Source organism: Hyphomonas sp. BRH_c22, assembly GCF_000961795.1.
Taxonomy (GTDB): Bacteria; Pseudomonadota; Alphaproteobacteria; order Caulobacterales; family Hyphomonadaceae; genus Hyphomonas.
In genome coordinates, this window is record NZ_LADU01000101.1 from 13,676 (window position 1) to 39,810 (window position 26,135).

19 protein-coding genes and 1 tRNA gene are annotated in these 26,135 nt (G+C 56.3%); 13 read left to right on the plus strand and 7 right to left on the minus strand.

Annotated elements, in window-relative coordinates; all coding sequences use genetic code 11:
* Positions 1 to 119 precede the first annotated feature (119 nt).
* The 5 genes from VR74_RS14130 to VR74_RS14150 form a co-directional block, all read right to left on the minus strand.
* A complete protein-coding gene (locus VR74_RS14130) occupies positions 120 to 812 on the minus strand; it encodes an ABC transporter ATP-binding protein (RefSeq protein WP_045697896.1) in 693 nt (230 codons plus the stop codon).
* Positions 809 to 2,011, minus strand: coding sequence for an ABC transporter permease (locus tag VR74_RS14135; protein WP_045697898.1), 1,203 nt, complete (start codon positions 2,009 to 2,011; stop codon positions 809 to 811). The genes VR74_RS14130 and VR74_RS14135 overlap by 4 nt, the downstream gene beginning before the upstream one ends.
* Positions 2,011 to 3,237 carry an efflux RND transporter periplasmic adaptor subunit gene (locus tag VR74_RS14140; protein ID WP_299950630.1) on the minus strand — a complete coding sequence of 409 codons (1,227 nt, stop codon included), beginning with the start codon at positions 3,235 to 3,237 and terminating at the stop codon, positions 2,011 to 2,013. Before VR74_RS14140 ends, VR74_RS14135 begins: the two co-directional genes overlap by 1 nt.
* Positions 3,238 to 3,366: 129 nt before the next feature.
* Positions 3,367 to 3,726: a chaperone modulator CbpM gene (locus VR74_RS14145; RefSeq protein ID WP_299950633.1), complete on the minus strand. Its 360-nt coding sequence runs from the start codon at positions 3,724 to 3,726 to the stop codon at positions 3,367 to 3,369.
* Positions 3,723 to 4,664: a DnaJ C-terminal domain-containing protein gene (locus VR74_RS14150; RefSeq protein WP_045697902.1), complete on the minus strand. Its 942-nt coding sequence runs from the start codon at positions 4,662 to 4,664 to the stop codon at positions 3,723 to 3,725. The genes VR74_RS14145 and VR74_RS14150 overlap by 4 nt, the downstream gene beginning before the upstream one ends.
* A gap of 214 nt (positions 4,665 to 4,878) precedes the next feature.
* On the opposite strand from VR74_RS14150, the gene VR74_RS21580 reads away from it, so the two are divergent.
* The 3 genes from VR74_RS21580 (at position 4,879) to VR74_RS14165 (ending at position 6,607) form a co-directional block, all read left to right on the plus strand.
* Positions 4,879 to 5,280 carry a thiol-disulfide oxidoreductase DCC family protein gene (locus tag VR74_RS21580; protein WP_045697904.1) on the plus strand — a complete coding sequence of 134 codons (402 nt, stop codon included), beginning with the start codon at positions 4,879 to 4,881 and terminating at the stop codon, positions 5,278 to 5,280.
* A 180-nt stretch (positions 5,281 to 5,460) separates the two neighbouring features.
* On the plus strand, positions 5,461 to 6,177 hold the full coding sequence (gene folE / locus VR74_RS14160) for a GTP cyclohydrolase I (protein ID WP_045697906.1): 717 nt from the start codon (positions 5,461 to 5,463) through the stop codon (positions 6,175 to 6,177).
* Between the two features lies 1 nt (position 6,178).
* Positions 6,179 to 6,607: a BLUF domain-containing protein gene (locus VR74_RS14165; RefSeq protein WP_045697908.1), complete on the plus strand. Its 429-nt coding sequence runs from the start codon at positions 6,179 to 6,181 to the stop codon at positions 6,605 to 6,607.
* Between the two features lie 468 nt (positions 6,608 to 7,075).
* Here the strand turns inward: VR74_RS14165 and VR74_RS14170 are convergent, their stop codons facing one another.
* Together VR74_RS14170 and VR74_RS14175 are read right to left on the minus strand one after the other, a co-directional pair.
* Positions 7,076 to 7,789 carry a LytTR family DNA-binding domain-containing protein gene (locus tag VR74_RS14170; protein ID WP_299950636.1) on the minus strand — a complete coding sequence of 238 codons (714 nt, stop codon included), beginning with the start codon at positions 7,787 to 7,789 and terminating at the stop codon, positions 7,076 to 7,078.
* Between the two features lie 8 nt (positions 7,790 to 7,797).
* Positions 7,798 to 8,895 (minus strand): histidine kinase, encoded by a 1,098-nt coding sequence (locus tag VR74_RS14175; RefSeq protein ID WP_045697912.1) that lies wholly within the window; start codon positions 8,893 to 8,895, stop codon positions 7,798 to 7,800.
* Positions 8,896 to 9,143: 248 nt separating this feature from the next.
* On the opposite strand from VR74_RS14175, the gene VR74_RS14180 reads away from it, so the two are divergent.
* From VR74_RS14180 to VR74_RS14230, 10 genes are all read left to right on the plus strand, one after another.
* Positions 9,144 to 10,205 (plus strand): glycoside hydrolase family 16 protein, encoded by a 1,062-nt coding sequence (locus tag VR74_RS14180; protein WP_299950640.1) that lies wholly within the window; start codon positions 9,144 to 9,146, stop codon positions 10,203 to 10,205.
* 8 nt (positions 10,206 to 10,213) lie between these two features.
* Positions 10,214 to 13,297: a TonB-dependent receptor gene (locus tag VR74_RS14185; protein ID WP_299950643.1), complete on the plus strand. Its 3,084-nt coding sequence runs from the start codon at positions 10,214 to 10,216 to the stop codon at positions 13,295 to 13,297.
* A 134-nt stretch (positions 13,298 to 13,431) separates the two neighbouring features.
* Complete coding sequence (locus tag VR74_RS14190; RefSeq protein WP_045697914.1) at positions 13,432 to 14,994, plus strand: tryptophan halogenase family protein; 1,563 nt, start codon at positions 13,432 to 13,434, stop codon at positions 14,992 to 14,994.
* Positions 14,994 to 16,034: a cupin-like domain-containing protein gene (locus VR74_RS14195; RefSeq protein WP_299950646.1), complete on the plus strand. Its 1,041-nt coding sequence runs from the start codon at positions 14,994 to 14,996 to the stop codon at positions 16,032 to 16,034. The genes VR74_RS14190 and VR74_RS14195 overlap by 1 nt, the downstream gene beginning before the upstream one ends.
* Positions 16,035 to 16,042: 8 nt before the next feature.
* A complete protein-coding gene (locus VR74_RS14200; protein ID WP_045697915.1) occupies positions 16,043 to 17,539 on the plus strand; it encodes a tryptophan halogenase family protein in 1,497 nt (498 codons plus the stop codon).
* 30 nt (positions 17,540 to 17,569) lie between these two features.
* Positions 17,570 to 20,077, plus strand: a complete 2,508-nt coding sequence (locus tag VR74_RS14205) for a glycoside hydrolase family 3 protein (RefSeq protein ID WP_045697917.1) — start codon at positions 17,570 to 17,572, stop codon at positions 20,075 to 20,077.
* A gap of 55 nt (positions 20,078 to 20,132) precedes the next feature.
* Positions 20,133 to 21,722, plus strand: a complete 1,590-nt coding sequence (locus VR74_RS14210; RefSeq protein WP_045697919.1) for a sodium/sugar symporter — start codon at positions 20,133 to 20,135, stop codon at positions 21,720 to 21,722.
* 971 nt (positions 21,723 to 22,693) lie between these two features.
* Positions 22,694 to 24,085, plus strand: a complete 1,392-nt coding sequence (selA, locus tag VR74_RS14220) for an L-seryl-tRNA(Sec) selenium transferase (RefSeq protein WP_299950649.1) — start codon at positions 22,694 to 22,696, stop codon at positions 24,083 to 24,085.
* Positions 24,082 to 25,962, plus strand: a complete 1,881-nt coding sequence (gene selB / locus VR74_RS14225; RefSeq protein ID WP_045697924.1) for a selenocysteine-specific translation elongation factor — start codon at positions 24,082 to 24,084, stop codon at positions 25,960 to 25,962. The genes selA and selB overlap by 4 nt, the downstream gene beginning before the upstream one ends.
* Positions 25,963 to 25,997: 35 nt before the next feature.
* Positions 25,998 to 26,092 (plus strand) — tRNA-Sec (locus VR74_RS14230).
* Positions 26,093 to 26,135: the final 43 nt, after the last annotated feature.

A 26,135-nucleotide genomic window follows, 5' to 3' on the forward strand; every position in this document is an offset into this window, starting at 1 on the left:
CGATTTGCATTCGAGTATGGTCAGGAATCCGTTCCGCTATTTCAAAAACTCGCCTGAGATCAGAGGGAAATCAGTTAGGCCGGGACATGACTGTCTCAAAGGTAAGGCCCCACAACCGGCTATTGCGAACCAGTCATCGTGATGCGTCCATCCTCGATAAGGATACGCTCCTCACAGAAACCTGCAACACGCTCGTCATGTGTCGAGATGAGGAAGGTTGTCTGGTCGGCCCGGTTTATCTCTTTCAATAATCTCATTACCTGGTCGCTGCTTTTGCTGTCCAGGTTTCCGGTAGGTTCGTCGGCAAGAACGAGGTTCGGACTGTTTATCAATGCCCGGGCAATGGCGACGCGTTGTTTTTGACCGCCAGACAGCCGTGTTGCCAGAAAATCCTTGCGATCTGACAGGCCGACCCGATCGAGCAGCATATGGCTGCGTTCCCTTATATCACGCTTGAGGCGGCCGGCCGGCGCTGCGGCAGGGAAGGCAACATTTTCCAGCGCTGTGAAATCCGGCAGCAGGTTGTGGTATTGGAACACGAAACCGAGATGCTGATTGCGGTAGCGAGACAAGATAGCGTCGGAGCGTCCGCTCAGGGGCTGGTCCAGGAGTGTGAGTTTGCCGGATGTCGGCTTCATCAGCAGGCCCAGAATATTCAGGAGCGTTGATTTGCCTGAGCCTGATACGCCCTGCAGGGCGATCATACGCCCTTTGGGCAGGACAAGGTCTATTCCTTTCAATACCTGCGTTTCTTCCTCTCCGTTCGTGAAGGTCTTGATGATGCCTTGTGCGTTTAGAACGATCTCGCTCATTGCTGAATCGCGTCCACCGGATCAACGCTAGCCGCCGCCCGGGCTGGCAGGACGGCCGCGACAGCAGCTCCGATGATGGTGAGCGTGATGACGAGAAAATATCCGCCTTCAGATGGCGCAATTGGCAAGGACGCACGCCCATCTGCGTCTTGGAATGAGGCCAGGATTACGCATAGTTGATAACCCAGTCCCGCGCCGAGAAGTGCGGCAATGCCGCCAATAAAAATGCCCTGCAAGACAAACACGGCGGCGACAAAACTGCGTGAAATTCCAACTGCTCGCATAATACCAATCTCGGCGCGGCGACGATAGCTGGAAAGGAGGAGCGCACTGGATATGGAGATGATGATCGCGATCATCGCGAAGCTTTGTATAAAGAGCCCGGTTCTCCCCTGGGCATCGGTTGCTTCCTCCAGGGTTTTGTTCTTTTCCTGCCAGGGCGTCGCCTTCAAGCCGGTGGCATCCTGCAAGGCCTTTGCGACAGCGCGAGCCGTGTCAGGGTCTGCGAGCTTGATTGATATCTTCGTCACGCCGTTGGGCAGATCAAATAACGGGCGCGCAGCTCCGATCGATATATAAGCCGTACGCCGGTCCAGGCTGGATACACCCGACTTGAAAATACCGGTAATCGGGACGAGCCTTTCAGCGCCGCGCTCAGAGCGCATGAGCACGGGTCCCCCTACCTTGAGATTGAGTTCTTCAGCCAGCTCCACACCAACCAGTAATCCGCCTGCGGAGAGGTCGGCGTTGCCTTCGATGAGATTGGAGGACAGGTCGGCCATGGCATCGACCTTGTCTGGCAGTACGCCTTGAATCGCGACCGGCAGAACGGCTTCACCCCTGGCCAGGAAGGCACTCCCGTCAATGGACGGGCTCACGATTGTCACGCCAGGCATATCTTCGGCCAGTTGCAAGACCTGTTGCCAGTTGCGGACCTGCTTGCGCCGAAAGGTGGAGACCGGTGCTGCCACGAACCTGTCATTGTCCGTCAGAATGCGAGCGACTGTGTTGGGGGGCTCCAGCTCCACATGCGCGATCTTGCTCGTCACCTCTGCCGTCAGGTAAAGTGCAAGTCCATTGATGAGCGCGGTAATGAAGACAAAGACCAGAACGCTCAAGGCGACTCCGGAAATAAGGAGTGCGGTTTGCATGAAATTCGAGGTCAGATACCGAAACGCCACTTTTGAAAGGAAAAGCATCAGTGAACCTTTGATCCTGCTGGATCTGTCGGCCTGACCCTCATGCCAGAGGTGGCGCTAAGAGAATCCAGGACCACCAATTCACCAGGCTCGAGGCCTGACGCGATCACGACGGCCCCCCCCGGCCAGTCAATGAATTCGATCTCGCGCGCGGTCGCCTTGCCGTTCTCAACCACATAGACCCGCCATAGACCACCCTCCCTGATCAGCGCGCTGCGTGGAAGGCTCAGCGCCTGATCGATGCTTTCAACAAGGATGTTCACGTCTACCGAGCGCCCAGGCAGAAAGGCATCATTGTCGGTGCCGGGCAGGAGGCGGACGATGCGACCGCCTGTGAGCGGATCAATACGCGGTGCTATTTCACTGAGGGTTCCTTCATGCACGTTCGTGGATCCGGATGGGGCCAAGAGCGCGGACATGCCAACCTGCAATTTGCCAGCATAAAACTCATCCACTTCTGCTTCGATTTCGACGCCGTCGTGGGAGCCTATCTGAAATATGATATCTGCGGTCCCCACTACCTGGCCGGGGTCGAGGGGCCGGGAAAGGATAATGCCTTGCATTGGCGCGCGTATATCGTATTCGCCGACGCGGGCCTGCGCCTGGATCATGACGGCTTTTGCAGCGTTCCTGCGTGCCTCGGCGGCTGCGAGACTGGCGCGTGCCTCATCCAAGACTGCTGGAGCGACCAGGCCTTTGCCTGCAAGGGTTTCGGTTCGGCCGAGTTTGACCTCGGCCAGGGCGACTTCAGCCTCCAGCGCCTGCAATTGGGCGAGATTGACCGTTAGGCCTGCCTGTTCTTCAACTGACTTGATTTGCGCGAGTACGTCTCCCGCCTCAACGATATCGCCCTCATCATGCGTCATGTCCACAATCGCTCCGGGCCATTCAGAGCGTATGTCCACGAGGGACTTGCTGCGAACGCGCCCGATAACGGCCAGCACCAGCCGGGCAGGTGCGGTCTGCAATTCAATGGCGGCAACCTTCGTGGGACTGCGTGAGCCGAAACTCATGGAATACGCGAGATATCCACCTGCAAGAATGGAAATTCCGAGGAGTCCCAGTTTTTTGTAATTGTACATTTTTTCGCCAGAAGCCGATAACCACACTCTTATATGGCCGGTTACCTGCTGATAACAAAAGAAATATCCAGTTGGCTGAGTCCCGATGGCGACCATTGTCGGATGCCACGTTGTCCGGGCGCCCGGAGCTTCAGTCGCGATCATCCCGGAAACGGACTTGGATGATCCTTGAAATATGGATTATCCTTTATGATTGATGGCAGTACTGGATCTGTTGGATTTTTGCCTGAGACGGACAATGCTCCTGGGCGCCTGGATATCCAGGTTCGCCTTTCAAGGTCCCGCGCTCTTTGATCTCCCGGCTGAACCTGCAAAAGCCTCGATTATAGCTTCACGGACCTCGCCGGGCTGGCAGTCAACCGCCTTGCCCAGTCTTAGCAACTGGTTGCGCAGAGTGTGGATCTGGTCCATCAGCGAGATCACGATGCCGATTCCCTCCGTGGTCAGATCGAAGTCATCGGCGAGATCGCACAAAAACTCAAGGCGAGCGATATCAGCGGCATCAAACCTTTCTTCGCGGTCGTCGGCGGACCTGACGAAGCCTTCGTCGATCCAGCACCTCAGGCGATCGGCAGACATTCGGCTGATCCGGATAATCAGCTGCTCTTGCGTGAAGAATTCGACGTCTTTCAAAGTTCCACTCCTCGGGTCCACGTTGCGCGCGCATCAAATGGGTGGCGCTTCGACCAGGACGCGAGAGCAGTCTTGATCTCGTCATCGAACTTGCTGGTATCGGGCAGGACGACAGACAGCTCGACATACTGGTGTCCTGGTTGCCGACCCCTCGCCCTGATCCCCTGGTTTTTAAGTCTGAGTTTCTGGCCTGAGCTTGCGCCGGGCGGTATCGTCAGCTTGAGCTTGCCGTGCAAGGTGGGGACCTCGATTTGTGCTCCCAGTGCAGCTTCAGTCAGACTGATGGGCACTGTGATTGAGATGTCATCGCCATCCCGGTGAAACAATTCATGGCGCTCCACGGAAATTTCGATAAGCGCATCCCCGGCTGGTCCACCATTCAACCCTGCATCGCCTTTGCCTTTCAGCCGCAAACTCTGGCCATCCCTCAACCCTGCGGGAATAGTGACCTTGAGATCTGATCCGTCCGGCATGGCCAGCATGCGTTCACCACCCCTTGCCGCTTCCAAGAAGGACACAGGTAAGAAATAGTGCCTGTCCCGGCCTGGTGCAGGTCTCATGGCCTGATGGCGCTCACCCGCGCGGGCCCGTCTCAGGAGTTCAGCGAAAAGTTCAGACTGATCCCCAAAGTCTGCAAAACTTTCATGATCTTGGTAGCGGCGGTCTCCGGAGGTTCCGGCATGTTCGCGATAGAATGGGCGTTGTGGCGCTTCTTGACCGGAGGCATCGATTTCTCCGCGATCGTAACGCCCGCGCAGCGTCTCGTCACCGATAATTGCATAGGCGGCTGAAATGGCCTTGAAGCGTTCAGCGGCAGTCGTGTTGCCCGGATTGAGGTCGGGATGATGGGCCTTTGCCAGCTTTCGGTAGGCTGCCTTGATTTCAGCCGCGCTGCTGTCGGCAGATACGCCCAGAATGTCGTAGAGGCCCTCAGCCATGGCGGTTGGTATCTCCGGAAATCCTGATGATCCAGGGCAAGAATACGTGCATGTGAGACAAATTCCATTCGAAAAGGACTGCCATGTGACAAATATCTTGGTTCCCGCTTGCCACAGTTGCCACCGCCATCCTCGCCAGGATGACACAAATCAGCGAACGTAAAGAACCAAATCCAGGTTTCGTGCGTAAACAGAGCCAGAGGATAAACTACACATGTCGCCGAAACCGAAAACACGCATTTCCGTCTACTATGATGGATCCTGTCCGTTATGCAGCCGGGAAATTTCTTTTTATGGAAAACGCCGCGGCGCGGAATCGGTCGAGTTTGTCGACGTATCGCAACCGCGCAACCTGCCAGGCGACCTTTCGCGGGCCGATTCCATGGCGCGGTTTCATGTCCGCGATGCAAGGGGGCGACTGGTTGATGGTGGCCACGCATTTGCCGAACTCTGGAAGCAATTGCCAGCCTTTCGCTGGCTTGGGCTATTCTTCAGTTTCCCCGCAGCGCGATGGGTTCTCGCGCTCGGATATGATGCCTTTCTACCATTCAGGCCGCTAATCCAGTCCTGGTTCAGGCCTCGCCAGGAACCGGAAAATGAAATCCCGAGCGGGTAGTCACGCCATCGGGTCGGATGATTGAAGCCAGTGTTCCGGGTCTCGTCGATGCGTGACGCTATGATATGCAGGCCTGTCGGTGTCATGGACAGTGAGCACAAGGCGCTTATCTGGATGGGACAGGAAAGACATTTTACATTAGTTTCGTTTTGAAAATGGAATATCGGGAGACGCGTGCGCATGATTGATAAACCCCAGCCGAACAAGTCAGAGAGCGGGGAACTGGTTTCTTCACGGGTTCGCGAAAGACTGAAGCTTGCCAGGAAACGGTTCCATGCGAACGACAATATATCCGGCTTCCTGGAACCTGGAGAGCTAGAAGAATTGCAGATTGAGGTGGAAGCCAGGTTCAAGGAAGTCCTTGAGAGCCTGGTGATCGACATCGAGAGTGATCACAACACCCAGGATACCGCGCGCCGGGTTGCCAAAATGTACCTGACTGAAGTTTTCAAGGGACGCTATGTCGAGCCACCGCCCGTCACTGAATTTCCAAATGCGGAATCCCTGAACGAGCTCATGATCGTGGGCCCGATCACGGTCCGAAGCGCTTGCAGCCATCACTTTTGTCCGATCATGGGCCGCCTGTGGATCGGCCTGATGCCGAATGAACGCTCCAACCTGATCGGATTGTCCAAATATGCGCGTCTTGCAGAATGGATAATGAGCAGGCCCCAGATCCAGGAAGAGGCAATTTCCCAGATGGCCGAGGTCCTGATGACCAAGGTGCGCCCAGACGGCCTTGCGATTGTCATGGAGGCAGATCATTTCTGCATGCAGTGGCGCGGGGTCAAGGACGATGCGGTAATGGTCAATAGCGCTATGCGTGGGTCTTTTCTCAAGGATCACACGTTGCGCAGTGAATTTCTGTCACTTCTGAATTTGAGGAATCGAGGCTGATATGCTTGTTCGTTGCTTATATGCCAGTCGCCCCGTCGATAAAATGACCGGTCCGCTCCTGGATGATATTCTCGAGCAGTCCCGGCAAAACAATGCCGCGCTGGGCGTCACGGGTATGTTGTGCGTGTCCGAGGACCTGTTCATCCAGGTGATCGAGGGCGGGCGCGACGAAGTGTGTGAATTATTCAATGCAATCGTCCGTGATGGCCGCCACAAGAAGGTCCGCTTACTGATGTATGAGGAGATCTCGGAACGCCAGTTTGCCAATTGGTCGATGGGCCAGGTGGATATCACCCGGTTGAACCCGACCATGCTCCTGAAGTATTTCAAACGTGCGGAAATTGATCCTTTTGACTGTTCGGGAAACGCAACTCTGGCGCTTCTGGCCGATCTGGTGTCGGCTGGTGCAATTGCCAGGCGGGGTGAGTAGTGCTGCGCCCCCGGGCGCAATATGATGATGGGTTTGCGAGTGCATTCAGGCTCCGGGCGCGCCAGTCAGCGCCCCTTGTCAATTGCTGGGTTGGGGAAAGGCACTCGCTGTAAATGACAAGCATTCAACACAGCCTCCGGCCCAGACTTCGGATTTCGGAGCAAGCTGACATTTTCGTCGATGTACGCAAGGCGTGGCCATATTTCGCCCTGGGGCGGGAAAGTTCTTAACCATGGATCCGGCGCGCCGGGACCGGCAGCCGTGGTCTTTTCATTTTCCAGCAGGCGGCGGTCATTGTCTTGCCTGTCAGGCGCCCAGTCGGGCTCGCTTTCCGGACGGTGCAGTCCATCCTGGTTGCGGCAGAACCCAGAGAGCAGACACCCACTTATCCAGTGACCGATACCTGTTCCGATGGACCGGGCCATCCTTGCGAGTAGCGCAGACAGGCTGGCATTGGCCCGCAACCGCTTACTCGGGCATCAGGTCTTCGATCACATGCCTGTGGCTCCGGCTGACGGGTATATCTCCACCTGACCTTGTCTGGAGCAGCGCTTCGCCCTTGGGCTTTGGAATCAACCTTACCACCTGGTCCAGGTTGACCAGATAGGAGCGATGGGTCTGACGAAACAAGGGTTGGAAATCGGCGGCGAAGGCTGAGAGGGTTTTGCGAAAATGAAAACTTCGCGTACCCGCATGTACACGGACATAGTCTCCGTCCGCTTCAATCCATTCAATTGAATTTGCATCCAGCATCTCGATGCCTCCCAACACGGGAATGGCGATCATGCGTGGAGCGGGCGCGTGTTCACCTGCCTTTTGTAAATCGAGAACGCGTTCAATGGCGCGCTTCAGCCGATCAGATTGAATCGGTTTCAGCAGATAGTCCACTGCCTCCACTTCGAACGCTTCGGCCGCGTGTTCTGCGTGAGCCGTCGTGAAGATAATCCTCGGGGCTCTTGCCCGGTTGGCGTACATTGCTTTAGCCACCGCCATTCCGTCGCCATCGGGCATATTGATGTCCAGGAAAAGGAGGTCGGGACAAAGTTCTTCTACAGATTCAATTGTTCTACGGCCTGTTGCACACAGAGCGACAATCGACAGCTGGACGAGGTTCGGCGATATTTCCATTAGTTGCGCTTGCAACATGTCTCGGCTGAGAGATTCGTCATCGGCGATGATCACACGCAAAGTCATTGAAACACGGTAGGAACGCCAAGAGGGAGGGTAAGCGAAGCGCGTGCGCCGCCTTCACGCCGGTCGGTCAGGGAAAATGATGCGGTGTCGCCGTAAACCGAGTGCAGTCGCGAGAGAACATTCGAAAGGCCCAGGCTTTCCCGGCTGTGTTCCCGCGGTTCGGATTTCAGCCCCGGCCCGGTATCAGAAATTGAGATCACAATACCACCATCGCTTTCGCGGGCTTCGATGGAGATTTCGCAATGTGCGGTTTGTTTCTCGACACCGTGCCTCACTGCATTCTCAACCAGTGGCTGCAGGATAAGGCTTGGTATCTTCACGTTTCTTAATGCATCCGGCACGTCAAAGCGAGTGGTCAGGCGATCCTGAAATCTCATCTGCTCAACATCGAGGTAGCGTTTGGCGGTGTCCATTTCCTCGGAAAGCGGAACAATCAGGGGAGGGTCACGCGCGAGTGTCATGCGCAAGAGGTCGCTCAGCTTGTCGATCATCAGTCGTGCATCGCTGTTTCTGTTCGTTACTATCAGTGCATTGACAGAGTTGAGCGTGTTGAAAATGAAGTGCGGATTGATCTGGTAGCGCAACATTTTAAGCTGCGCGTTACTGGTCAGCTGCTCTGCACCGAGGCGGCGTAAGCGTTCTTGGGTGGCGAGTTCTCGCTGTGTGGTCGCGATCTGGTGGGCTCGAAAATTGTGGAACACAGCCGTCCATAGGGCGAAAATCAGAATCGCCGAGAAGGCCCATCCTCCAAACTGGTTCCATATTTCTGCTCCCGGGAAGAATACGGGAAAGAACAGCATACGCACCAGGTTCCAACCCTGTGAAAGCACCAGCACCATTGTTGCCAGAACGATGGCGCGCGAGATGACAGGCATCGTGCCGAGCCGTGAGGCGCTCCACAGTATGGGCCGCGTGAAGATGATTCCGAGCAGCGCTTCGAACAGGAGGTCGGCAATGTTGGTAAGTCCCGGCTCACCATAAAACAATGTGAGGGCAATAAATGAGGCCAGGGCAACAGCGACCCAGAACAGGATTTCTGTAATCCACCATTGCGAAGGTGCGAGGCTGTTCGTTTTGCGCCGCGTGGCTTCCATATTCCACCTGCCTTTTTTTCAGCACTTGAGTGACGCCAACGCAGAAGGTTTGTCAAATCGGAGATACTGAGGGCGACGCTGCCCTTTTATCCTCTGGCCATCCGATGGCTTGCCAGATCAGGCCGGTATTTCGGCCGATGTCGCTGGAAAAAGTCCCGTTCGTCGCGCAAATCGCCCAGCTTGCCGCATGTTGATTGAAGGCGCCCGCCCGGTGGCGCATGGCTTACTCAGGGAGGAAGTGGGCGAATATGAACCTGCACACCAGGATTCTGCTGGCCTTGATTGGCGCCGTTACGATTGCCTTTGCGGCGATACGGTTACAGCCGTTTGCTGCAGATGCTGGCGTGTCGGCCGGGCGGACCGCGCCTGCCGACGAAGTTGCCGGGTCGGGTGAGTGGCGGCTCGTCTGGAGTGATGATTTTGAGGGCAAGTCACTCGATCGCACGAAATGGCAACCCGAAGTGTCTTGCTGGGGCGGCGGGAATAACGAACGCCAGTGTTATGTAGACAGCAGCGAGAACATCGAGGTCAGGGACGGCATGCTCCGCCTTATCGCTCGACAAGGTGCGCATGAGGGACCTTTGTATCCTGAAGGAATGTCGGGTGCGCCGGGTGGCATGGTCGAGAAAGACTATACGTCTGGAAAGCTCAGGACCCGGGGGCTTGCGGCTTTCAAGTATGGTCGTTTTTCGGCGCGCATAAAGCTGCCTGCCGGACAAGGCACGTGGTCGGCTTTCTGGATGATGCCTGAACACGATGTCTATGGCGGCTGGCCCTTGTCGGGCGAAGTGGACATCATGGAGGCCGTGAATCTCGAAACGGCCTGTGCAGAATGCACGGACGGAATTGAGCGAAGAACGTCTGGCGCGCTGCATTACGGAGAACAGGCGCCCGGCAATGAGTATCTTTTTTCATACTCGGATCGAGCGGCAGACATCGGCCCATCAGGTGAGTGGCGCGAATATGCGGTGGAGTGGGCCGAGGGCACGATACAATGGTTCGTGGATGGCCAGATCTTCATGCGTCTCGATTCCGGCCAGTGGTTTACCGGATCACACCTTGCTGAGGGCCGGAATTTCGCGCCCTTCGACCAGTCATTTCACATCATATTGAATCTCGCTGTTGGTGGAAATCTCGCAGAGAAATCCAATGGAATGGGATTCGATCCGGCTTCTTTTCCTGCGGACATGCAGGTCGATTGGGTGCGGGTCGAACAGTGCGTGGGCGATCTGGAGACGGGCAAGTCGTGCCTGTCTGACCAGGCGTGGAACGCCGAACCTCTTGGGCCTTGGGAGGTTCAGGCTCGGTAAGTCAGAATTTGAGTGTAGGCAGAAATAAAACAAAATATGGGAGGAAACTGTCAATGAGAGTAAACGTGCAAACGAAGAAAATCGGATTTGGTGTGGCGCTTTTGGGCGGGGTATCTGCGCTGGCGTTTATGTCGCCGGCCGCCGCGCAAGAGGCCCCGGAGGCTGATGAGGTCTTCGAAACAACGGATGTCGCCGATGGTGAGGCCCGAATGGATACCGTCCTGGTCTCAGGTATTCGGAAAAGCTTGCAGGCCTCGTCAGACATCAAGCGCGACGCTCAGGGTGTCGTAGATGCGATTACAGCTGAAGATATGGGCAAGTTTCCGGACACCAACCTGGCTGAATCCCTTCAGCGCATCTCTGGTGTTTCGATCAACCGCTCGAACGGCGAGGGTAGCCAGGTTACGGTTCGTGGTTTCGGCCCTGACTTCAACCTCGTCCTTCTGAATGGCCGTCAGATGCCATCAGCCTTTCTCGAGGGTGGTGCACCCTCTTCGCGCAGCTTCGATTTCGGCAACATCGCGTCCGAGGGAATAGCCGGTGTCCAGGTCTACAAGACGGGGCGGGCTGATCTTCCGACGGGCGGTATCGGTTCGACGCTGAACATCTTGACAGCCCGACCATTGTCCGCGCCCGGCATGCGCTTCTCCGCTGGAGCCAAGGGCGTCATGGACAATTCTGTCACCTCGCTTGGCGATGACAGCATTACCCCTGAAATTTCGGGTATTTTCTCAAATACGTTCGCCAATGATACATTCGGCGTCGCCCTCGCCGGCTCGTTTCAGGAGCGCGATTCAGGCGTTGCGCAATTTGGAACATCCAATGGATGGCGCGGTGCATACCTTGGTTCGGAAAATAATTGGGGCACACTTCCTCAGCCTCCCGGTGACACGCAGGTGACAAACCGGCCCGGTCCCGATGATGTTTACTCTGTTCCTCAAAATGCGAACTACTCGTTGACCAATACGGATCGCGAGCGTTTGAATGCTCAGGTTGCCCTGCAGTACAGCCCTGTCGATACCTTCACGGCCACGCTGGACTATTTTTATTCCGAGAACAAAGTTGCGACAGAACGCTCTGACCTTTCAGTCTGGTTCAACCACGGAGACACAACGAGCGCTTGGACAGATGGCCCGATCGCCAGCCCCCTTTTCTATTCTGAGGACTTCGGGGCCGGTGGCTCGGATCTTTCCATGGGCGGTGCAAAGTTCGCGACGAAGAGCGAGAATAGCTCCATTGGTCTCAATCTCGATTGGCAAGCAACCGAACGTTTGAGCGTGACTTTCGATGCGCACAGCTCAAGTGCCGAATCCGGCCAGGACAGCCCATACGGCACGAGCGCCGTTGCCGGCACCGCTGATTTCCAGCTCCGGAGCCAGGCTGTCGATTTCACGTCGCAGCTTCCGACGCTTTCTCTCGGGTTCCAGAGCCCGTTTACGGATATAGATCCGGCGCGTATGATTGCGACCGGGAACGTTTTCTCGAACAGCTTTATCAAGACCGAGATTGATCAGTACCAGCTGGACGGTTCGTACGATTTCGACTTTTCGTTCATTAAGAGTGTTGACTTCGGTGTGTCGTCCACCACGAACAAGGTTCGTTCGGCATTTGCGAACGCCCAGCGCGACACATGGGGCGGTGTGGGAACTGCGGGCGATCTGCCTGACGATATTTTCCGTCGGCTGGACCTCGCAGGAAACTTCGACCAGTTCAGTGGCTCCGGTCAAACCCAGCAGGATTTCTTTGCAATTGACATTGACCAGTTTATTGCGACGCTTGATACGCCAGCATTTGGCTCGGTTTGCGGAGGAGACGGCATTTGTCGATCAGACGACTTCCTGATTGACCGCCGGATTGAAGAAGAGAGCATTGCGGCATTCTTCCAGATCAATAACGAGTTCGATATCGGTTCGATGCCTGTCTCGCTATCGGCTGGCCTTCGCTATGAAACGACTGAGATCACGTCTCCGTCACAGGTTACAGTGCCTACGGGAACTGCTTGGGTGGCGGCAAACGAGTTTTCGTTGCTCGGTCTGACCGATTCGGCGAATGTTCAGACGCAGGAATTCACCGGAGAGTATGACTACTGGCTCCCGGCGATCGATTTACAGTTCGACCCTGTTGAGGATGTCATTCTGCGTGCATCCTACAGCAAGTCGCTGACCCGCCCGGGCTATGCCGATATTGCCGGGGGCCTGTCTGTCGCTCAGCTCTTCCGTGTCGACGGTGGCTCGGGAACCAACGGAAACACCAATCTAAAACCGTTCGTCTCTGAAAATTTCGATCTCTCTGCCGAATGGTACTATGACGAGGGATCTTATGTCTCTGCGGGCTATTTCAACAAGAAGGTCGAAAACTTCATCGGCAGGGGTGTCGTGACCCAGACCCCGTTCGACGTGTTTACGCCGTTTGGCGGCGCGCGTTACAACGCCGCGGCAACGGCGCTTGGCACGAATGACCTGGCAGCGATCCGGCAGTGGATCTTCGAAAATGCCGATCCGTCCACCTTTGAGATCACGGGTACGGATTCAAATGGCAATTTCACTGGCAGCATCTTCGGCGTTGCTGGTGAAGACCCGCAGGTTACATTCCAGATTGGCCAGCCTGTGAACCAGGAAACTGCTTCGGTCGATGGCTGGGAATTTGCCATTCAGCACTTCTTCGGTGACACGGGTTTTGGGGCCATCGCGAACTATACGCTCGTGAAGGGAGACACAGAATTTGACAATCTTCAGGTGCCTTCAAGCGGGGATCCGCAATTTGCCATTACTGGATTGAGTGACAGCTACAACCTGATCGGATTCTACGACAAGAACGGCCTGCAGGCACGTATTGCTTACAATTGGCGCGACCAGTTCCTCGTTTCGACCGTCGGTGTGAGTGGTACGCCAAACAACCCGCTCTACGTGGAGGACTATGGCCAGGTGGATGTCAGCGCCAGTTATAGCGTCACCGATCGGATCACGGTGTTTGCTGAAGGCATAAACGTGCTGGACGAAACGACGAGAACCGTCGGACGCACCTCGAGCTATGTGAACTTCGCTGTCCAGACAGGCTCGCGCTACAATCTTGGTGTTCGCTACTCATTCTAGCAGCAAGCCATGGATCCAGGCGTCCTCCCGACGCCTGGATCATTCTTTTGTGTGGCCTTATAGCAGGCAATTCGCCTTGAGTGGTCTGTGATACACACGCATTGAGGATTCACGCAGCCCGAGGCAAGTTTGCAATGTCAGAGCTAAAGCACGTTGTCATCATCGGCGGTGGAACCGCCGGTTGGATCACGGCTGGTATACTCGCTGCCGATCACCGCGCCTTTGCGGATGACGGTCTTGAGATAACTCTTGTCGAGTCGCCGAATATCCCGTCAATCGGCGTTGGCGAAGGCACCTGGCCGACGCTGCGGGATACGCTTCAAAGGATCGGGATTTCCGAAGCTGAATTTCTGAGCGTTTGCAGTGCCAGTTTCAAGCAGGGCTCGCGTTTCGATGGTTGGGTCGATGGCGGAGCCAATGACACCTATTATCATCCGTTCGATGCTCCTCCCGGAGAGGATGATTTTGACCCTGTCAGTTTATGGCGCGCCTCAGGCGATACGCCGTTCGCTGATGCCGTCAGCTCGCAAGCTGCGCTTTGCAGGAATGGCCGGGCACCCAAGCAGGCCCAGACACCGCCATATGCAGCGGTTGCAAACTACGCATATCACCTCGATGCGTCGGCGCTGGCGGCTCTGCTCACCGAACACTGCGTAAAGCGACTCGGCGTGAAACTGATACGTGATGACGTGGTGGATACAGCGCTAAGCGCGGATGGCAGCGTCGACTTTGTGGAGACGCGTGAGCACGGAAGGATTGGCGGCCAGCTGTTTGTCGATTGTACCGGCCAGCAAGCGCTATTGATCGAGAAGGTGATGGGCGCGCAGGCCACTGACGTTTCGGATGTCCTGTTTAATGATCGCGCCTGGGCAACGCGCGTACCGTACACCGATCCCCAGGCTGAGATCGCGTCACAAACAAACTCCACGGCCATGCCAGCAGGTTGGGTGTGGGACATCGCATTGCAGAACCGGCGGGGCGTGGGTTACGTCTTTTCGTCTCGCCATATCAGCGAGGATGCCGCCCAGGAACAGTTCCTGGCGTATCTTGAAGGCGCCTCGGCTGGCGCAAAAATCGATGTCGACGGGCTCAGGCTCCTGAAGTTTCGCTCTGGATACCGCGAAACGCCCTGGGTCAGGAATGTGGTTGCGATTGGAATGTCGCAAGGGTTTGTCGAGCCGCTGGAGGCCTCCGCAATTGTTATGGTTGAGCTTTCAGCGGCCATGCTTAGCGATACTTTGCCACCCAGGATTGCTCAGATGGCGTCGACGGCGGCACGCTTCAATTCCCGCTTCGCGTATCGCTGGGCGCGAATCGTGGACTTTCTCAAGCTGCATTACGTGCTGAGCAAGCGAATGGAGCCGTTTTGGAGCGATCATCGCGACGAAGTGACTTGGCCGAAGCGCCTCCGGGAGTTGATGCAACGCTGGAAAGACATGCCGCCGTCGCGAGAAGACTTTGTGCAATCGCAGGAGATATTCCCAGCAGCGAGCTATGCCTATGTCCTGTACGGGATGGGCTTTCCGGTTCCTGACCGACCGCACCTGAGACGGAAAGACTCGCCAGAACGCGCGCAGCGGCGGCTGTCTGAAATTGCTGAACGAACTGAAAAGATGCTGGGTGGGCTACCAAGCAACCGAGACCTGTTGAACCAGGTCTGCGGTCACAAGCTTGTCTCTGAAATCGGGCTGAGGTGATGGACGCCAACCGAAAACCTGTTGCTGAGTCCGGGAGCGGCCGGCGTGTTGCGGAATGCGTCGGAGTTTACAGTTCCGGAGCGATTGAGACACTGTGCTCATCTGCTGAGCCGGTTGTCCTGCGTGATTTTGTGAGCCATTGGCCGGTCGTGGGTGCCGCGAAGGCGTCAGATCGGGAATTGGTCGATTATCTGATGCAGTTTGATAAGGGCGCGACCGTACCTGTATCTATCGGCCCTCCATCGCTCAATGGACGGATGTTTTATAATGATGACTTCACCGGCCTGAACGCGGATCGTGGCAACGCGCGGTTTTCGACGTTTCTCGAACGTGTGCTGAGGCATGGGCAGGAAAGCCACCCGCCGCTGATCTACATGGCGTCCATGGATATCAATGCGTGTGTGCCCGGTTTTGGTGAGCGCAATTCCATTGATTTCGGGGCGGCAGATCCGCTCGCCAGCATCTGGATTGGGACAAGGACTCGCATTGCGGCGCACAATGACCTGCCGCTGAATATTGCATGCGTCGCGGCGGGGCGCCGGCGTTTCACGCTATTTCCTCCAGACCAGACCCAAAATCTCTATCCTGGCCCGTTCGAGCTCACGCCTGCCGGACGCCCAATCAGTCTTGTTGACTTCCATGCGCCCGATCTCGAACGCTTCCCCAGGTTTGAAGATGCGTTGCAAGTTGCTCAAATTGCTGAGCTTGGACCGGGCGACGCGATCTTTATTCCTTCCATGTGGTGGCATCATGTGGAGGCCACCGAAGGCGTCAACGTTCTGGTGAATTACTGGTGGCGCAAAGTACCGGGTCATCTGGGCACCCCCCAGGATGTTCTCAATCACGCGATGCTCACGTTGCGGGATCTGCCTATGGAAGAGCGTCGCATCTGGAAAGACATTTTTGAGCATTATGTCTTTGGCGCGAGTGAGGCGAGTTTCTCGCATATTCCGTTCCATGCGCGTGGCATCCTGAATCCGATTGATGAAGCAATGGCAAAGCGGGTGCGAGGGTTCCTGCGTGACCGGTTGGACAGATGAGGCAGGACATGGATGTATCGAACCCGGGAATGAAGCGCGTCGTGATTGCTGGTGGTGGGACCGCTGGCTGGATGACGGCTGCGGCTATGGGCAAAGTGCTCTCCAAGGTCGCAGACATCACGTTGATCGAGTCCGACCAGATCGGGACAGTGGGTGTCGGCGAGGCGACGATCCCCACATTGGTCACTTTCAATCGGTTGCTCGGGATTGACGAAGCCGACTTCATGAAGCGGGTGAGCGCCACTTTCAAACTTGGCATCGCCTTTGAAAACTGGACTGATCTCGAGCATCGCTACATTCACTCCTTCGGTATTACCGGCAAGGATCACTGGACGGCAGGGTTCCAGCATTTTTGGAAGCGGGGGCGTGATTTGGGCGTTGCGAGTGAATTCGGGGACTATTGCCTGGAGCTCGTCGCGGCAGAAGAGGGACGCTTTGCGCACCTTCCCAAACTCGGCCTGAACTACGCCTATCACGTCGATTCCTCTGCCTATGCCCTGTTCTTGAGGGAGATGGCTGTTGGTTTCGGCGTCAAGCGGATCGAAGGACGAATAGATCGCGTCCAGCGAAGCGAGTCCGGCGACCTGTCTTGCCTCTCGCTGGACAATGGGCAGGAGATAAATGGCGACCTGTTCATCGACTGCTCGGGGTTTCGTGCGCTCCTGATAGGTGATGCCCTTGGGGTCGGCTATGACGACTGGTCACACTGGCTGCCTTGCGACAGGGCGATCGCGGTACAGACGGAATCTGTCGGATTGCCGCGGCCTTACACGCGCTCCATTGCCCACGAAGCGGGTTGGCGTTGGCAGATCCCCCTGCAGCACCGCACAGGAAACGGGATTGTCTTCGCCAGTCGCTACATGGAGGAAGAAGCAGCGCGATTGCAATTGCTCGAATCCGTCGAGGGCAAACTGCTTAGCGAGCCTCGGCTGATCAAGTTCAGGACCGGGACACGTCGGGCACACTGGCACCGCAATTGCGTATCTATAGGTCTGTCGAGCGGGTTCATCGAGCCGCTGGAGTCGACCAGCATTCACCTGATCCAACGTTCCATCATGCGCTTGCTGCAAATGTTCCCCAGGGGCGATATCAGCTCTGCAGATGTTGCGGAGTTTAACAAGCAGACTTTTTACGAGCTCGATCACATTCGCGATTTCATCATCCTGCACTACCATCTGACGAATCGAAACGACACGGATTTCTGGAACCATGTCCGGACGATGGACATTCCCGACACCCTGCGCCACCGCATGCAACTGTTCAGGGACACCGGCCGCACTTTCCGCGCAAATGACGAGCTCTTTGCAGAAAACTCCTGGACGCAAGTCATGCTGGGGCAGGGCATCTTGCCGGAGTCCCATCATCCGGTCGTCGACATGATGACGCCTGACGAGGTTAGGCTATTTCTCAACCACATCACTGAAAATGTCCGGCGCACTGTCGCCGATTTGCCTGTGCACGACGACTATATCAAAAAATACTGCAACGCTTCTGGTTCGGCCTGAAACAGAATCCAACCTCCGGGATATTCAGATATGCTACTTGGAAATACTCTCCTCGGCCGATTTAATCTGTGTGCGTCTCTTGTCGCCGCGCTCCTGACCTCGTGCGCCATCATGCCAGAGCAGGGCAAACCTGTGACGGATATTGAGTCATGGCCGTCACTGAATGTTCCGGCGCTTGATCCGGCCATTGAAAGGCGGATCGATGAAATCATTGCGCAAATGACGCTTCAGCAGAAAGTCGGCCAGGTGATCCAGGCCGATACAGACAGCGTGACGCCCGAAGAGGTGAAAACCTATCGTCTGGGGTCGGTATTGTCTGGCGGAAATTCCGCCCCAGGAGACCAGCCTTACGCGGCCGCGCATGAGTGGCTTGCTGCCGCGGACGAATATTTCGAAGCGTCGATCGACATGGAGGGCGTGGCGATCGCTATTCCCATTATCTGGGGGATTGATGCGGTTCACGGGCATGCCAACCTTTCGGGAGCGACTGTGTTTCCTCACAATATTGGCCTTGGAGCGGCGAATGATCCTGATCTGATAGAAGAGATCATGGAAGTAACGGCAGCAGAGCTTATCGTTTCAGGCCATGACTGGACCTTCGCGCCGACACTGGCCGTTCCTCGAGATGATCGTTGGGGTCGGACTTATGAAGGGTTCTCGGAGGACCCGTCCATTGTTGCATCCTACGCAGACAGAATCGTTTTTGGTCTCCAGGGCCGGCCCGGGTCCGACACGTATTTCGATCAGACGCGCGTTATTGCGTCCGCCAAGCACTTTCTCGGGGATGGTGGCACGACAAGGGGGGTCGACCAGGGAGACACAGCGATTGCCGAAGCGGAACTGCGTGCCATTCATGGCGCAGGATATTTCCCAGCCATAGAAGCAGGTGTGCAAACCATCATGGCCAGTTTCAATAGTTGGAATGGCGAAAAAATGCATGGTAGCAAATATATGCTCACGGATGTTCTCAAGACCCGAATGGGGTTCAATGGATTCGTGATCGGGGATTGGAACGGACATGGCCAGATTCCGGGATGTACGAATACTGATTGCCCGGCGTCGTTCAATGCAGGTGTGGACATGTACATGGCGCCGGACAGCTGGAAGGGTGTCTACCAATCCACCCTGGACGCCGTTGAATCCGGAGAGATCACACAGCAACGGCTTGATGATGCCGTCAGGCGTATCCTGCGTGTTAAGCTTGCTGCGGGTCTTTTCTCGAAGTCGAAACCGAGCGCCCGGAAAGGTGCCCAGGACGTTGAAATCCTGGGATCGGACCGTCACCGTGAGGTCGCGCGACGCGCTGTGCGCCAGTCCCTCGTTCTGTTGAAGAACAATTCGGATACGCTTCCGCTTCGCGCAGACTTGACGGTCCTCGTGATCGGCGACGGTGCGGACAGTATTGCAAAGCAGGCCGGTGGATGGACGCTCTCATGGCAGGGGGGTGGATATGCCAATCAGGACTTTCCAAATGGGGAATCCATTCTGGACGGTATTCGTCATGTCGTCGAATCCGGAGGCGGTCGCGTCATTCATGATCCGACGGGAGCGTCAGCGGCTTCAGCTGACGTCGTGATCGCCGTATACGGAGAGGAGTCGTATGCAGAGTATAAAGGAGATCTGGATCATCTGGATTTCAATCCCGCTGGCTTTGACCCGCAGGTGCTCAAAGCTTTCCAGGATCGCGGAACGCCAACCGTCTCGGTCTTCTTGTCCGGGCGACCACTGTGGGTCAATCCGGAACTGAACGTGTCGGATGCTTTTATTGCGGCTTGGTTGCCCGGAACCGAGGGTGGCGGAGTTGCCGATCTACTCTTCCAGACAAGGCCAGATTTCGATTTCACGGGGCGCCTGTCCTACTCCTGGCCCAAGACGGCAGTGGACTTCAACAATAACAAGGGTTCGACAGCTTATGACCCACTCTTTCCGATAGGCTATGGCCTGTCATATTCAGGAGGCGCCGGGACCCTTGCCAGACTGGACGAGGACAGCGGTCTGGCGGCTGGCCAGCTCGTCGAGCGTGGAGCGGTGTTCCGGCGGGGCGGCGCGATTGCGCCCTGGAAAACCTTCCTGGTTCTGGGTTCCGAAGGCGTCCTGTTCAATGGAACAGGGGCAAATGTAGAAGGTCTGGCGGCAACGCGCGCGGACCATCTGGCACAGGAAGATGCGATGGCGCTGGAGTTCTCGGGTAATGGTGCTCGCTTGGCTTTTATTCCCGAGAACGGAGCTGTCGACTGGTCGTCAGACGCATCAGACGACAAGGTTCTCGCTTTTGCCGTCAGCTCTGAATCCGATACGCGCATCGTTTTGAGTATGGGGTGTGAGGACGGGGGCGAGTGCGCAGCGGCCCAGGCCATTGATATCACCGCGGGTGGCTGGCGAGATGTTCAAGTTCCACTCAGCTGTTTCGCCGGAGCCGTCGACATGTCGAATATAAGAACGGCGATTTCCATTGGCACCGCGCAGGAATCGAAGATCGCAATTGCAGATGTCCGGGTTTCGGCACGCCGCGAAGTACAGATGACCTGCGACCAATAATGCCTGGGAATTATCCTGAGAAAAGAAATAAACAAGCCACTGGGAGGCGCTAGTAATGGACCTTGGAGCAATAGATCTGGGAGTTGTGGCAGTCTATGCTATTGTCCTTTTCACAATCGCATTTTGGGTCTCGCGAGAACCCGCAGGACATTCCAAGAATACCGAAGACTACTTTCTCGCCGGGCGGTCTTTGCCATGGTGGGCTATTGGTGCCTCGCTGATTGCGTCAAACATTTCGGCTGAACAGATTATTGGCCAGTCGGGGCAGGGTTTTGTCGTTGGCATGGCGATTGCGGCCTATGAGTGGCAGGCCGCAATCGTGCTGCTGCTGACAGCAAAGTTTTTCCTGCCGATTTTCCTCAAGCGCAAGATCTACACGATGCCCCAGTTTCTTGAGACCCGTTACGGGCATGGGGTAAAGACCCTTATGTCTGTCTACTGGATCACATTGTACACCGCCGTGAACCTCGCTGCCGTCCTCTGGCTTGGTGGATTGGCGATCGAGAGCGTGACGGGATTCAATGTAATCTGGGCGATGTGTGGATTGGCGGCATTTGCTGTTCTTTATTCGCTTTATGGCGGTCTGAAGGCCGTCGCGCTCACAGACATTATCCAAGTCGTTATTCTGATTATTGGCGGACTGGCGATTACCTGGATTGCGCTGGATCTTGTGAGCGGCGGCGATGGTCCGATTTCGGGCTTCGCACGTCTTGGTCAGGAAGTACCAGGGCATTTCAAGATGATCCTGAGCTCCGATCATCCAAATTACGCAGACCTGCCCGGGATTTGGACGCTTCTGGGTGGACTCTGGGTGCTGCACTTCTCCTATTGGGGATTCAATCAATACATCATCCAGCGTGCGCTTGGCGCGGAGAACCTGGCGGAAGCCCAAAAAGGCCTGGCATTCGCAGCGGTGTTGAAACTTCTGATCCCGCTTATCGTCGTGGTTCCTGGAATTGCTGCGCTGATCCTCGCCCAGGACGGAGCGCTGGCTGCGGATGCCCTCAACGAGAAGTCTGACCGTACCTATGGTGAACTCATGAAACTGGCACCGACGGGGCTGAGGGGGCTTGTCTTTGCAGCGCTCATTGCTGCTATCGTTTCTTCTCTGGCTTCAATGATGAACTCGATTTCGACGATTTTCACCATGGACATTTATCGCGATTACATTGCGCGCGACCGGGAGGAAAAGCACTATGTCCTGGTTGGTCGCATTACGGCCCTGGTTGCGATGGTCATGGCTTTGGTCCTTGCGAAGCCATTTCTCGGTGGAATGGAAAGTGCATTTCAAACAATCCAGGAATATAGCGGTTTCATAGCGCCCGGAGTTGTTGCGATCTTCCTCCTCGGATTCTTCTTCAAGCGCGCCAACGCGACCGGCGCGTTTGCTGTTCTGATTGGATCGGTTGTTGTCAGTATCCTGCTGAAGCTTCTCATGCCAGATATGCCATTCGTGCTTCGAATCTGGATTGTGTTTCTGACAATCATGGTATTCGGCGTGGTGGCCAGCCTGGCTTCACAAGCGCCTGAACCCAACCAGCCTGTTGCGTTGAGCGATATCAATTTCAGTACACGACCGGTATTCAATATTGCCGCATTGATCGTTACTGCTATCCTTGTTGCGTTGTATGTGGCGTATTGGTGAGGAAGGGGCGTATTGTTTTCAAAGGCGGACCTGAGGCGTTTGGGCGGGGGGGTGCCTTGTAAAATGGGCAGGAACCCGTCAAAATGTCGCCTGGGATCATCCAGCCTGGTCTGCCTATGTAGATCAGGTTTCCACGCTCGCTTCGCAATGTCGAAGACCTCCTCCATCAGCGCGGCATCGACATTTTTCTATGAGGGCGGCTGTCTCTGGGGCGAGCGGTGCGGTAGGTTCTTGGCACACAAGTTCCCGAAGCGGCGATTCGAGGCGATGCAAGCAAGCCCGCAATGGCCGCAGCACCCGGACGGGGTCTTCGTCAGCCAAAGGCAGGCGTAGCCAACATCTGCGGCGAGAGGCGTTATCTCTTGCGAGCTGTGGATTACGCGGGCGAGGTGCCGGAAGCCTGTGCGATGCCGAAATGCGATAAACGTACCGCGCTGGAATGCCTCAGAAAAGCAATGATCTGCAAGCGCTCGTCGCGGATAGGGCGGTAGTGTCCAGAAACTTTCGCACTTTTTATCATGCGACGGCGGTTCCATTGGATTGAAGTTTCATCTCGTGTAGCGGCTGCATGTTCAATTATCTTCGTGTGTTCCACTCGGCTCAGGCGCATGCGAAGTCTGCAAATGTCCGGGTCAGTTCATTCGCCCGTCCACAATCGCTGCACCTTCGAAAGGCGCATCAACTCCCGAACAAGGTTCAAAAAGAAACGAGACGCCCCGGGTTCGCAAGTGGCGCGACCTACCTGTCGCCTGGGACTTGCTGGTCTGCGAATAATGCAGACAGATTCGTATTCGTCTTACAGCGTCCGCCCAACTGCCTCTCAGCACCGCGGCAGCAGCTTGGGCAGCCGAAATCGTGCAAGGAGCGACCTGTCCGGATAACCTCCCTCTTCTCGGACGCGCAACCAGCGTTTCAACTTGAACGGCCTCATTCGATGTCTACACTAGCGCGCAGCAGCAGGGTGAAAGCACGTGGATAATCTATTGAGACAATTGCCACAGATGCAAGCGCTCCTTGAAACAGCGCATATCGGGGCGTTACTTCGGACCTATACGCGCCCGGAGGTTACCCGGGCGCTTCGTTCGAGGCTTCAAGCCCTGCGCGGTGGCGTTCGGTCGGGGCACATGACCAGCCTCCCTGACTTCGAGAGCGAAACCTTTGCCACCAGCCTGGTCAGTTCGATCGAAGTGAGGCGTCGGCCGAATATGCGCGCGGTTATCAATGCGACAGGCATTATCATCCATACCAATCTAGGTCGTGCCCGCCTCGCGCCTGAAGCGATAGCCGCTATGCAGGCGGTTGGGGCAAACTATTCAAACCTTGAGCTCGACCTCGATACCGGAAAGCGTGGCTCGCGCTATGCCCATGTCGAAGACCTCATCTGCGACCTGACGGGTGCTGAAGCCGCTCTCGTCGTGAACAATTGCGCTGCGGCTGTATTGCTCAGCCTGATGGTAACTGCGCAGGGCAGGAAAGTCATCGCGTCACGTGGTGAGCTGATTGAAATTGGTGGTGCTTTTCGCCTACCTGATGTCATCGAACAAAGTGGTGCGATCCTCAAGGAAGTCGGCTCTACAAACAAAACCCGTGCCTCAGACTATGAACGTGCCATAGACAGCGAAACGGCTGTCCTCCTGAAAAGCCACACGAGTAATTTCCGCATCGTCGGATTTACGTCTGCCCCCAAGCGCGAAGACCTCGCCTTGCTTGCGCGCAATTCAAACACCATCCTCATGGAAGACCTCGGTAGTGGTGTCCTGATGGACCTTTCCACCTATGGTTTGCGCGATGAACCTGTCGTATCTGACATCCTGAAATCTGGCGTCGATCTTGTCATGTTTTCGGGTGACAAACTGCTAGGCGGACCCCAGTCAGGTATAATTGCCGGACGCGCCGATCTTGTCGGCAGGTTGAAGTCTCACCCGCTCTGCCGGGCTGTGCGCATTGATAGGCTCTCGCTCGCGGCGCTTGAGGCGACACTCCGGCTCTACCGGGAACCTCACGACCCTTTCCAAAGCGTGCCCGTCCTACGGGCCATCGCACAGACGGTTGGTGAGGTTCGTGCGCGAGCTGACCGACTCGCCGATGCGCTCATTGCATCAGGTCTCGAAGACGTGACCGTTGCGAAGAGCGCAGCCTATGTCGGCGGAGGGTCTCTTCCCCAGCAAGATCTGGAAAGCTATGCCGTTTGCGTATCTGCACCGCCCTATACTGCAGATGCGCTTGTCATTGCCCTACGCGCCGCCGAGACTCCAATCATCGGTCTCATCAGGGATGACCGATTCGTCATGGACGCCCGCACCCTCAATGATGAAGACCTGCCCATTGTCATGCATGCGTTTCGCGGTTTTCGCACCCGATGAGGACGTGTCCCGTCATTGTGATTGGGCATGTCGATCACGGAAAAACGTCACTGGTGCGCGCGCTGACGGGTATGGAAACCGATACGCTGCCAGAGGAAAAGGCACGCGGGCTCTCCATCACGCCAGGCTTTGCTTACCGGCAGTTCGGCGAGGTCATGATCGACTTCATCGACGCTCCCGGTCATGCAGACTTCGTCCGCGCCATGGTCTCGGGCGCGTCTGGTGCCCGCGCAGCACTTCTTGTCATATCCGCAGAAGATGGCATTCAGGCGCAAACTCTGGAACACCTTCAAATTGCTGAATCCCTCGGCATCCATGAAGGCATTGTCGCCGTCACCAAATCAGACCGGCTTTCCAGAACTGAACACGCGGTCCGCGAAGCCGAGCTGCGCATGGCGCTGTCAGGCACACGATTTTGCGACGCGGCAGTGATCTTCTGCTCGTCGACAACCAGGCAGGGGATAGACGCACTCGGGGATGCACTGGGGCAACTTGGCCTCAGGACAAACGGCGCCGAACCCTTTTTTGCTGCCTTCCTTCCTGTTGACCGCGTCTTCGTTGTGGACGGGCGCGGCACAGTTGTTACGGGCACATTGCATGGCGCATCGATCCAGGCAGATGATGCCCTTGTTCTTGCCTCCAACAGGCAATCCACAACCATCCGCTCGATACACGTGCGCGGTCAGGAATCATCTCAGGCCAATCCCGGCGAGCGCACCGCGCTGAACCTGCGAGGCATCTCCGCCATTCATGTCAAACCCGGTGACATCGTGCATGCGCTGGACGCATTCCTCCCGTCCACTCAATGTGATGTTTCAATCAGCCTTTCCCCCCGGGCCAACCGTCCCGTCAGGCACATGCAGCAGATCCGTGTTCTGTATGGCACTGCCCATGCTGTCGCGAGCCTCCGCCTCTTTGAGGGCAAGCAACTGAACCCAGGTGAATCGGCCTTTGCCCGGCTTCGCTTCCCCGCAGACATCACCACCTTTGCCGGCCAGCGTGCAATCATCCGCAGCCTTTCGCCAGCTGAGACCATCGGCGGAGCCATAATAATCGATCCCCTGGCGGACCCGAACAAGTCCAATAAAAAGCGTCGGCTCGAGACCCTGAAAGCGGCACAGCTTGGCGACACCCCCGGGATCGCGGCAGCTCTCGCGCGCGAACATCTGGGGATGGCAGGTATCGCAGATATCTGCCGCCTTGCACGCAGCCCTGCTGCTAAAGTCCGCACGCAATTGGGAGCGATGTTTTTGGACGTCACCGATACCCTTGTTGTAGGGACATCCACCGCTCAAAAGGTCAAAGAAAGCTATATCGAGCGCCTCCAATCCTATCACGCGACAAACCCGCTCAAGCCATTTGCACCGCGTGTCCATATGCATGTCCCTCACACGGCGCAGGCACTGGTCGAGTTTGTCGAGGCGGTGCTCGTCTCGGAGGGAAATCTGGTTCTTTTCGGTACTGAAGCGGCCTTGCCAACTCACAATCCTCTCCATTGCCTGACAGCACAACAACAAGAACGCATGGTCAGCATGGCCCGAAAATTGAAGGAATCGGGACTTACTCCCCCTGCGCAAGATACATTCATCGCAAGCACGGACGACGCCGACCTTCTCGCCCTTCTCATTCACGAAGGGACGGCGATCCGCCTGACTAACGTCTCACTCAAGCAGTCTCTCGTGTTTCACTCCGACGCCATCGCTGCTGCGGTCAGAACACTCAAGTCCAGCTATCCGGGTCAGACCGCCTTTGCGACCGGAGAGGCTCGCGCGACCCTGAACACGACCCGCAAGTTTATCGTACCGATTCTCGAGCATCTCGATTCACAAGGCAGCACAATTCGAATTGGTGATACTCGATATATGGCTGACATTTGACGGACGGCTGGTTGCCGCTACTGTCGGCTGTTCATGGAGGTGACTGGAGTCTGGTGGCTTCCCTGGTCTTCAAAACCATGGACGCGTCGAGAAGACGTGTGGTGGGTTCGATTCCCATCCACCTCCGCCAGCCCCTGCGTCACCCTAGACAATACACGTCTATCCTACCCAAT

Excerpts from the sequence above, each read along its gene's own strand:
- VR74_RS14130 (WP_045697896.1), bottom strand. The coding sequence starts at position 812 with ATGAGCGAGATCGTTCTAAACGCACAAGGCATCATCAAGACCTTCACG.
- VR74_RS14135 (WP_045697898.1), bottom strand. The coding sequence starts at position 2,011 with ATGCTTTTCCTTTCAAAAGTGGCGTTTCGGTATCTGACCTCGAATTTC.
- VR74_RS14140 (WP_299950630.1), bottom strand. The coding sequence starts at position 3,237 with ATGATCGCGACTGAAGCTCCGGGCGCCCGGACAACGTGGCATCCGACA.
- VR74_RS14150 (WP_045697902.1), bottom strand. The coding sequence starts at position 4,664 with ATGGCTGAGGGCCTCTACGACATTCTGGGCGTATCTGCCGACAGCAGC.
- VR74_RS21580 (WP_045697904.1), top strand. The coding sequence starts at position 4,879 with ATGTCGCCGAAACCGAAAACACGCATTTCCGTCTACTATGATGGATCC.
- folE (WP_045697906.1), top strand. The coding sequence starts at position 5,461 with ATGATTGATAAACCCCAGCCGAACAAGTCAGAGAGCGGGGAACTGGTT.
- VR74_RS14165 (WP_045697908.1), top strand. The coding sequence starts at position 6,179 with ATGCTTGTTCGTTGCTTATATGCCAGTCGCCCCGTCGATAAAATGACC.
- VR74_RS14175 (WP_045697912.1), bottom strand. The coding sequence starts at position 8,895 with ATGGAAGCCACGCGGCGCAAAACGAACAGCCTCGCACCTTCGCAATGG.
- VR74_RS14180 (WP_299950640.1), top strand. The coding sequence starts at position 9,144 with ATGAACCTGCACACCAGGATTCTGCTGGCCTTGATTGGCGCCGTTACG.
- VR74_RS14190 (WP_045697914.1), top strand. The coding sequence starts at position 13,432 with ATGTCAGAGCTAAAGCACGTTGTCATCATCGGCGGTGGAACCGCCGGT.
- VR74_RS14195 (WP_299950646.1), top strand. The coding sequence starts at position 14,994 with ATGGACGCCAACCGAAAACCTGTTGCTGAGTCCGGGAGCGGCCGGCGT.
- VR74_RS14200 (WP_045697915.1), top strand. The coding sequence starts at position 16,043 with ATGGATGTATCGAACCCGGGAATGAAGCGCGTCGTGATTGCTGGTGGT.
- VR74_RS14205 (WP_045697917.1), top strand. The coding sequence starts at position 17,570 with ATGCTACTTGGAAATACTCTCCTCGGCCGATTTAATCTGTGTGCGTCT.
- VR74_RS14210 (WP_045697919.1), top strand. The coding sequence starts at position 20,133 with ATGGACCTTGGAGCAATAGATCTGGGAGTTGTGGCAGTCTATGCTATT.
- selB (WP_045697924.1), top strand. The coding sequence starts at position 24,082 with ATGAGGACGTGTCCCGTCATTGTGATTGGGCATGTCGATCACGGAAAA.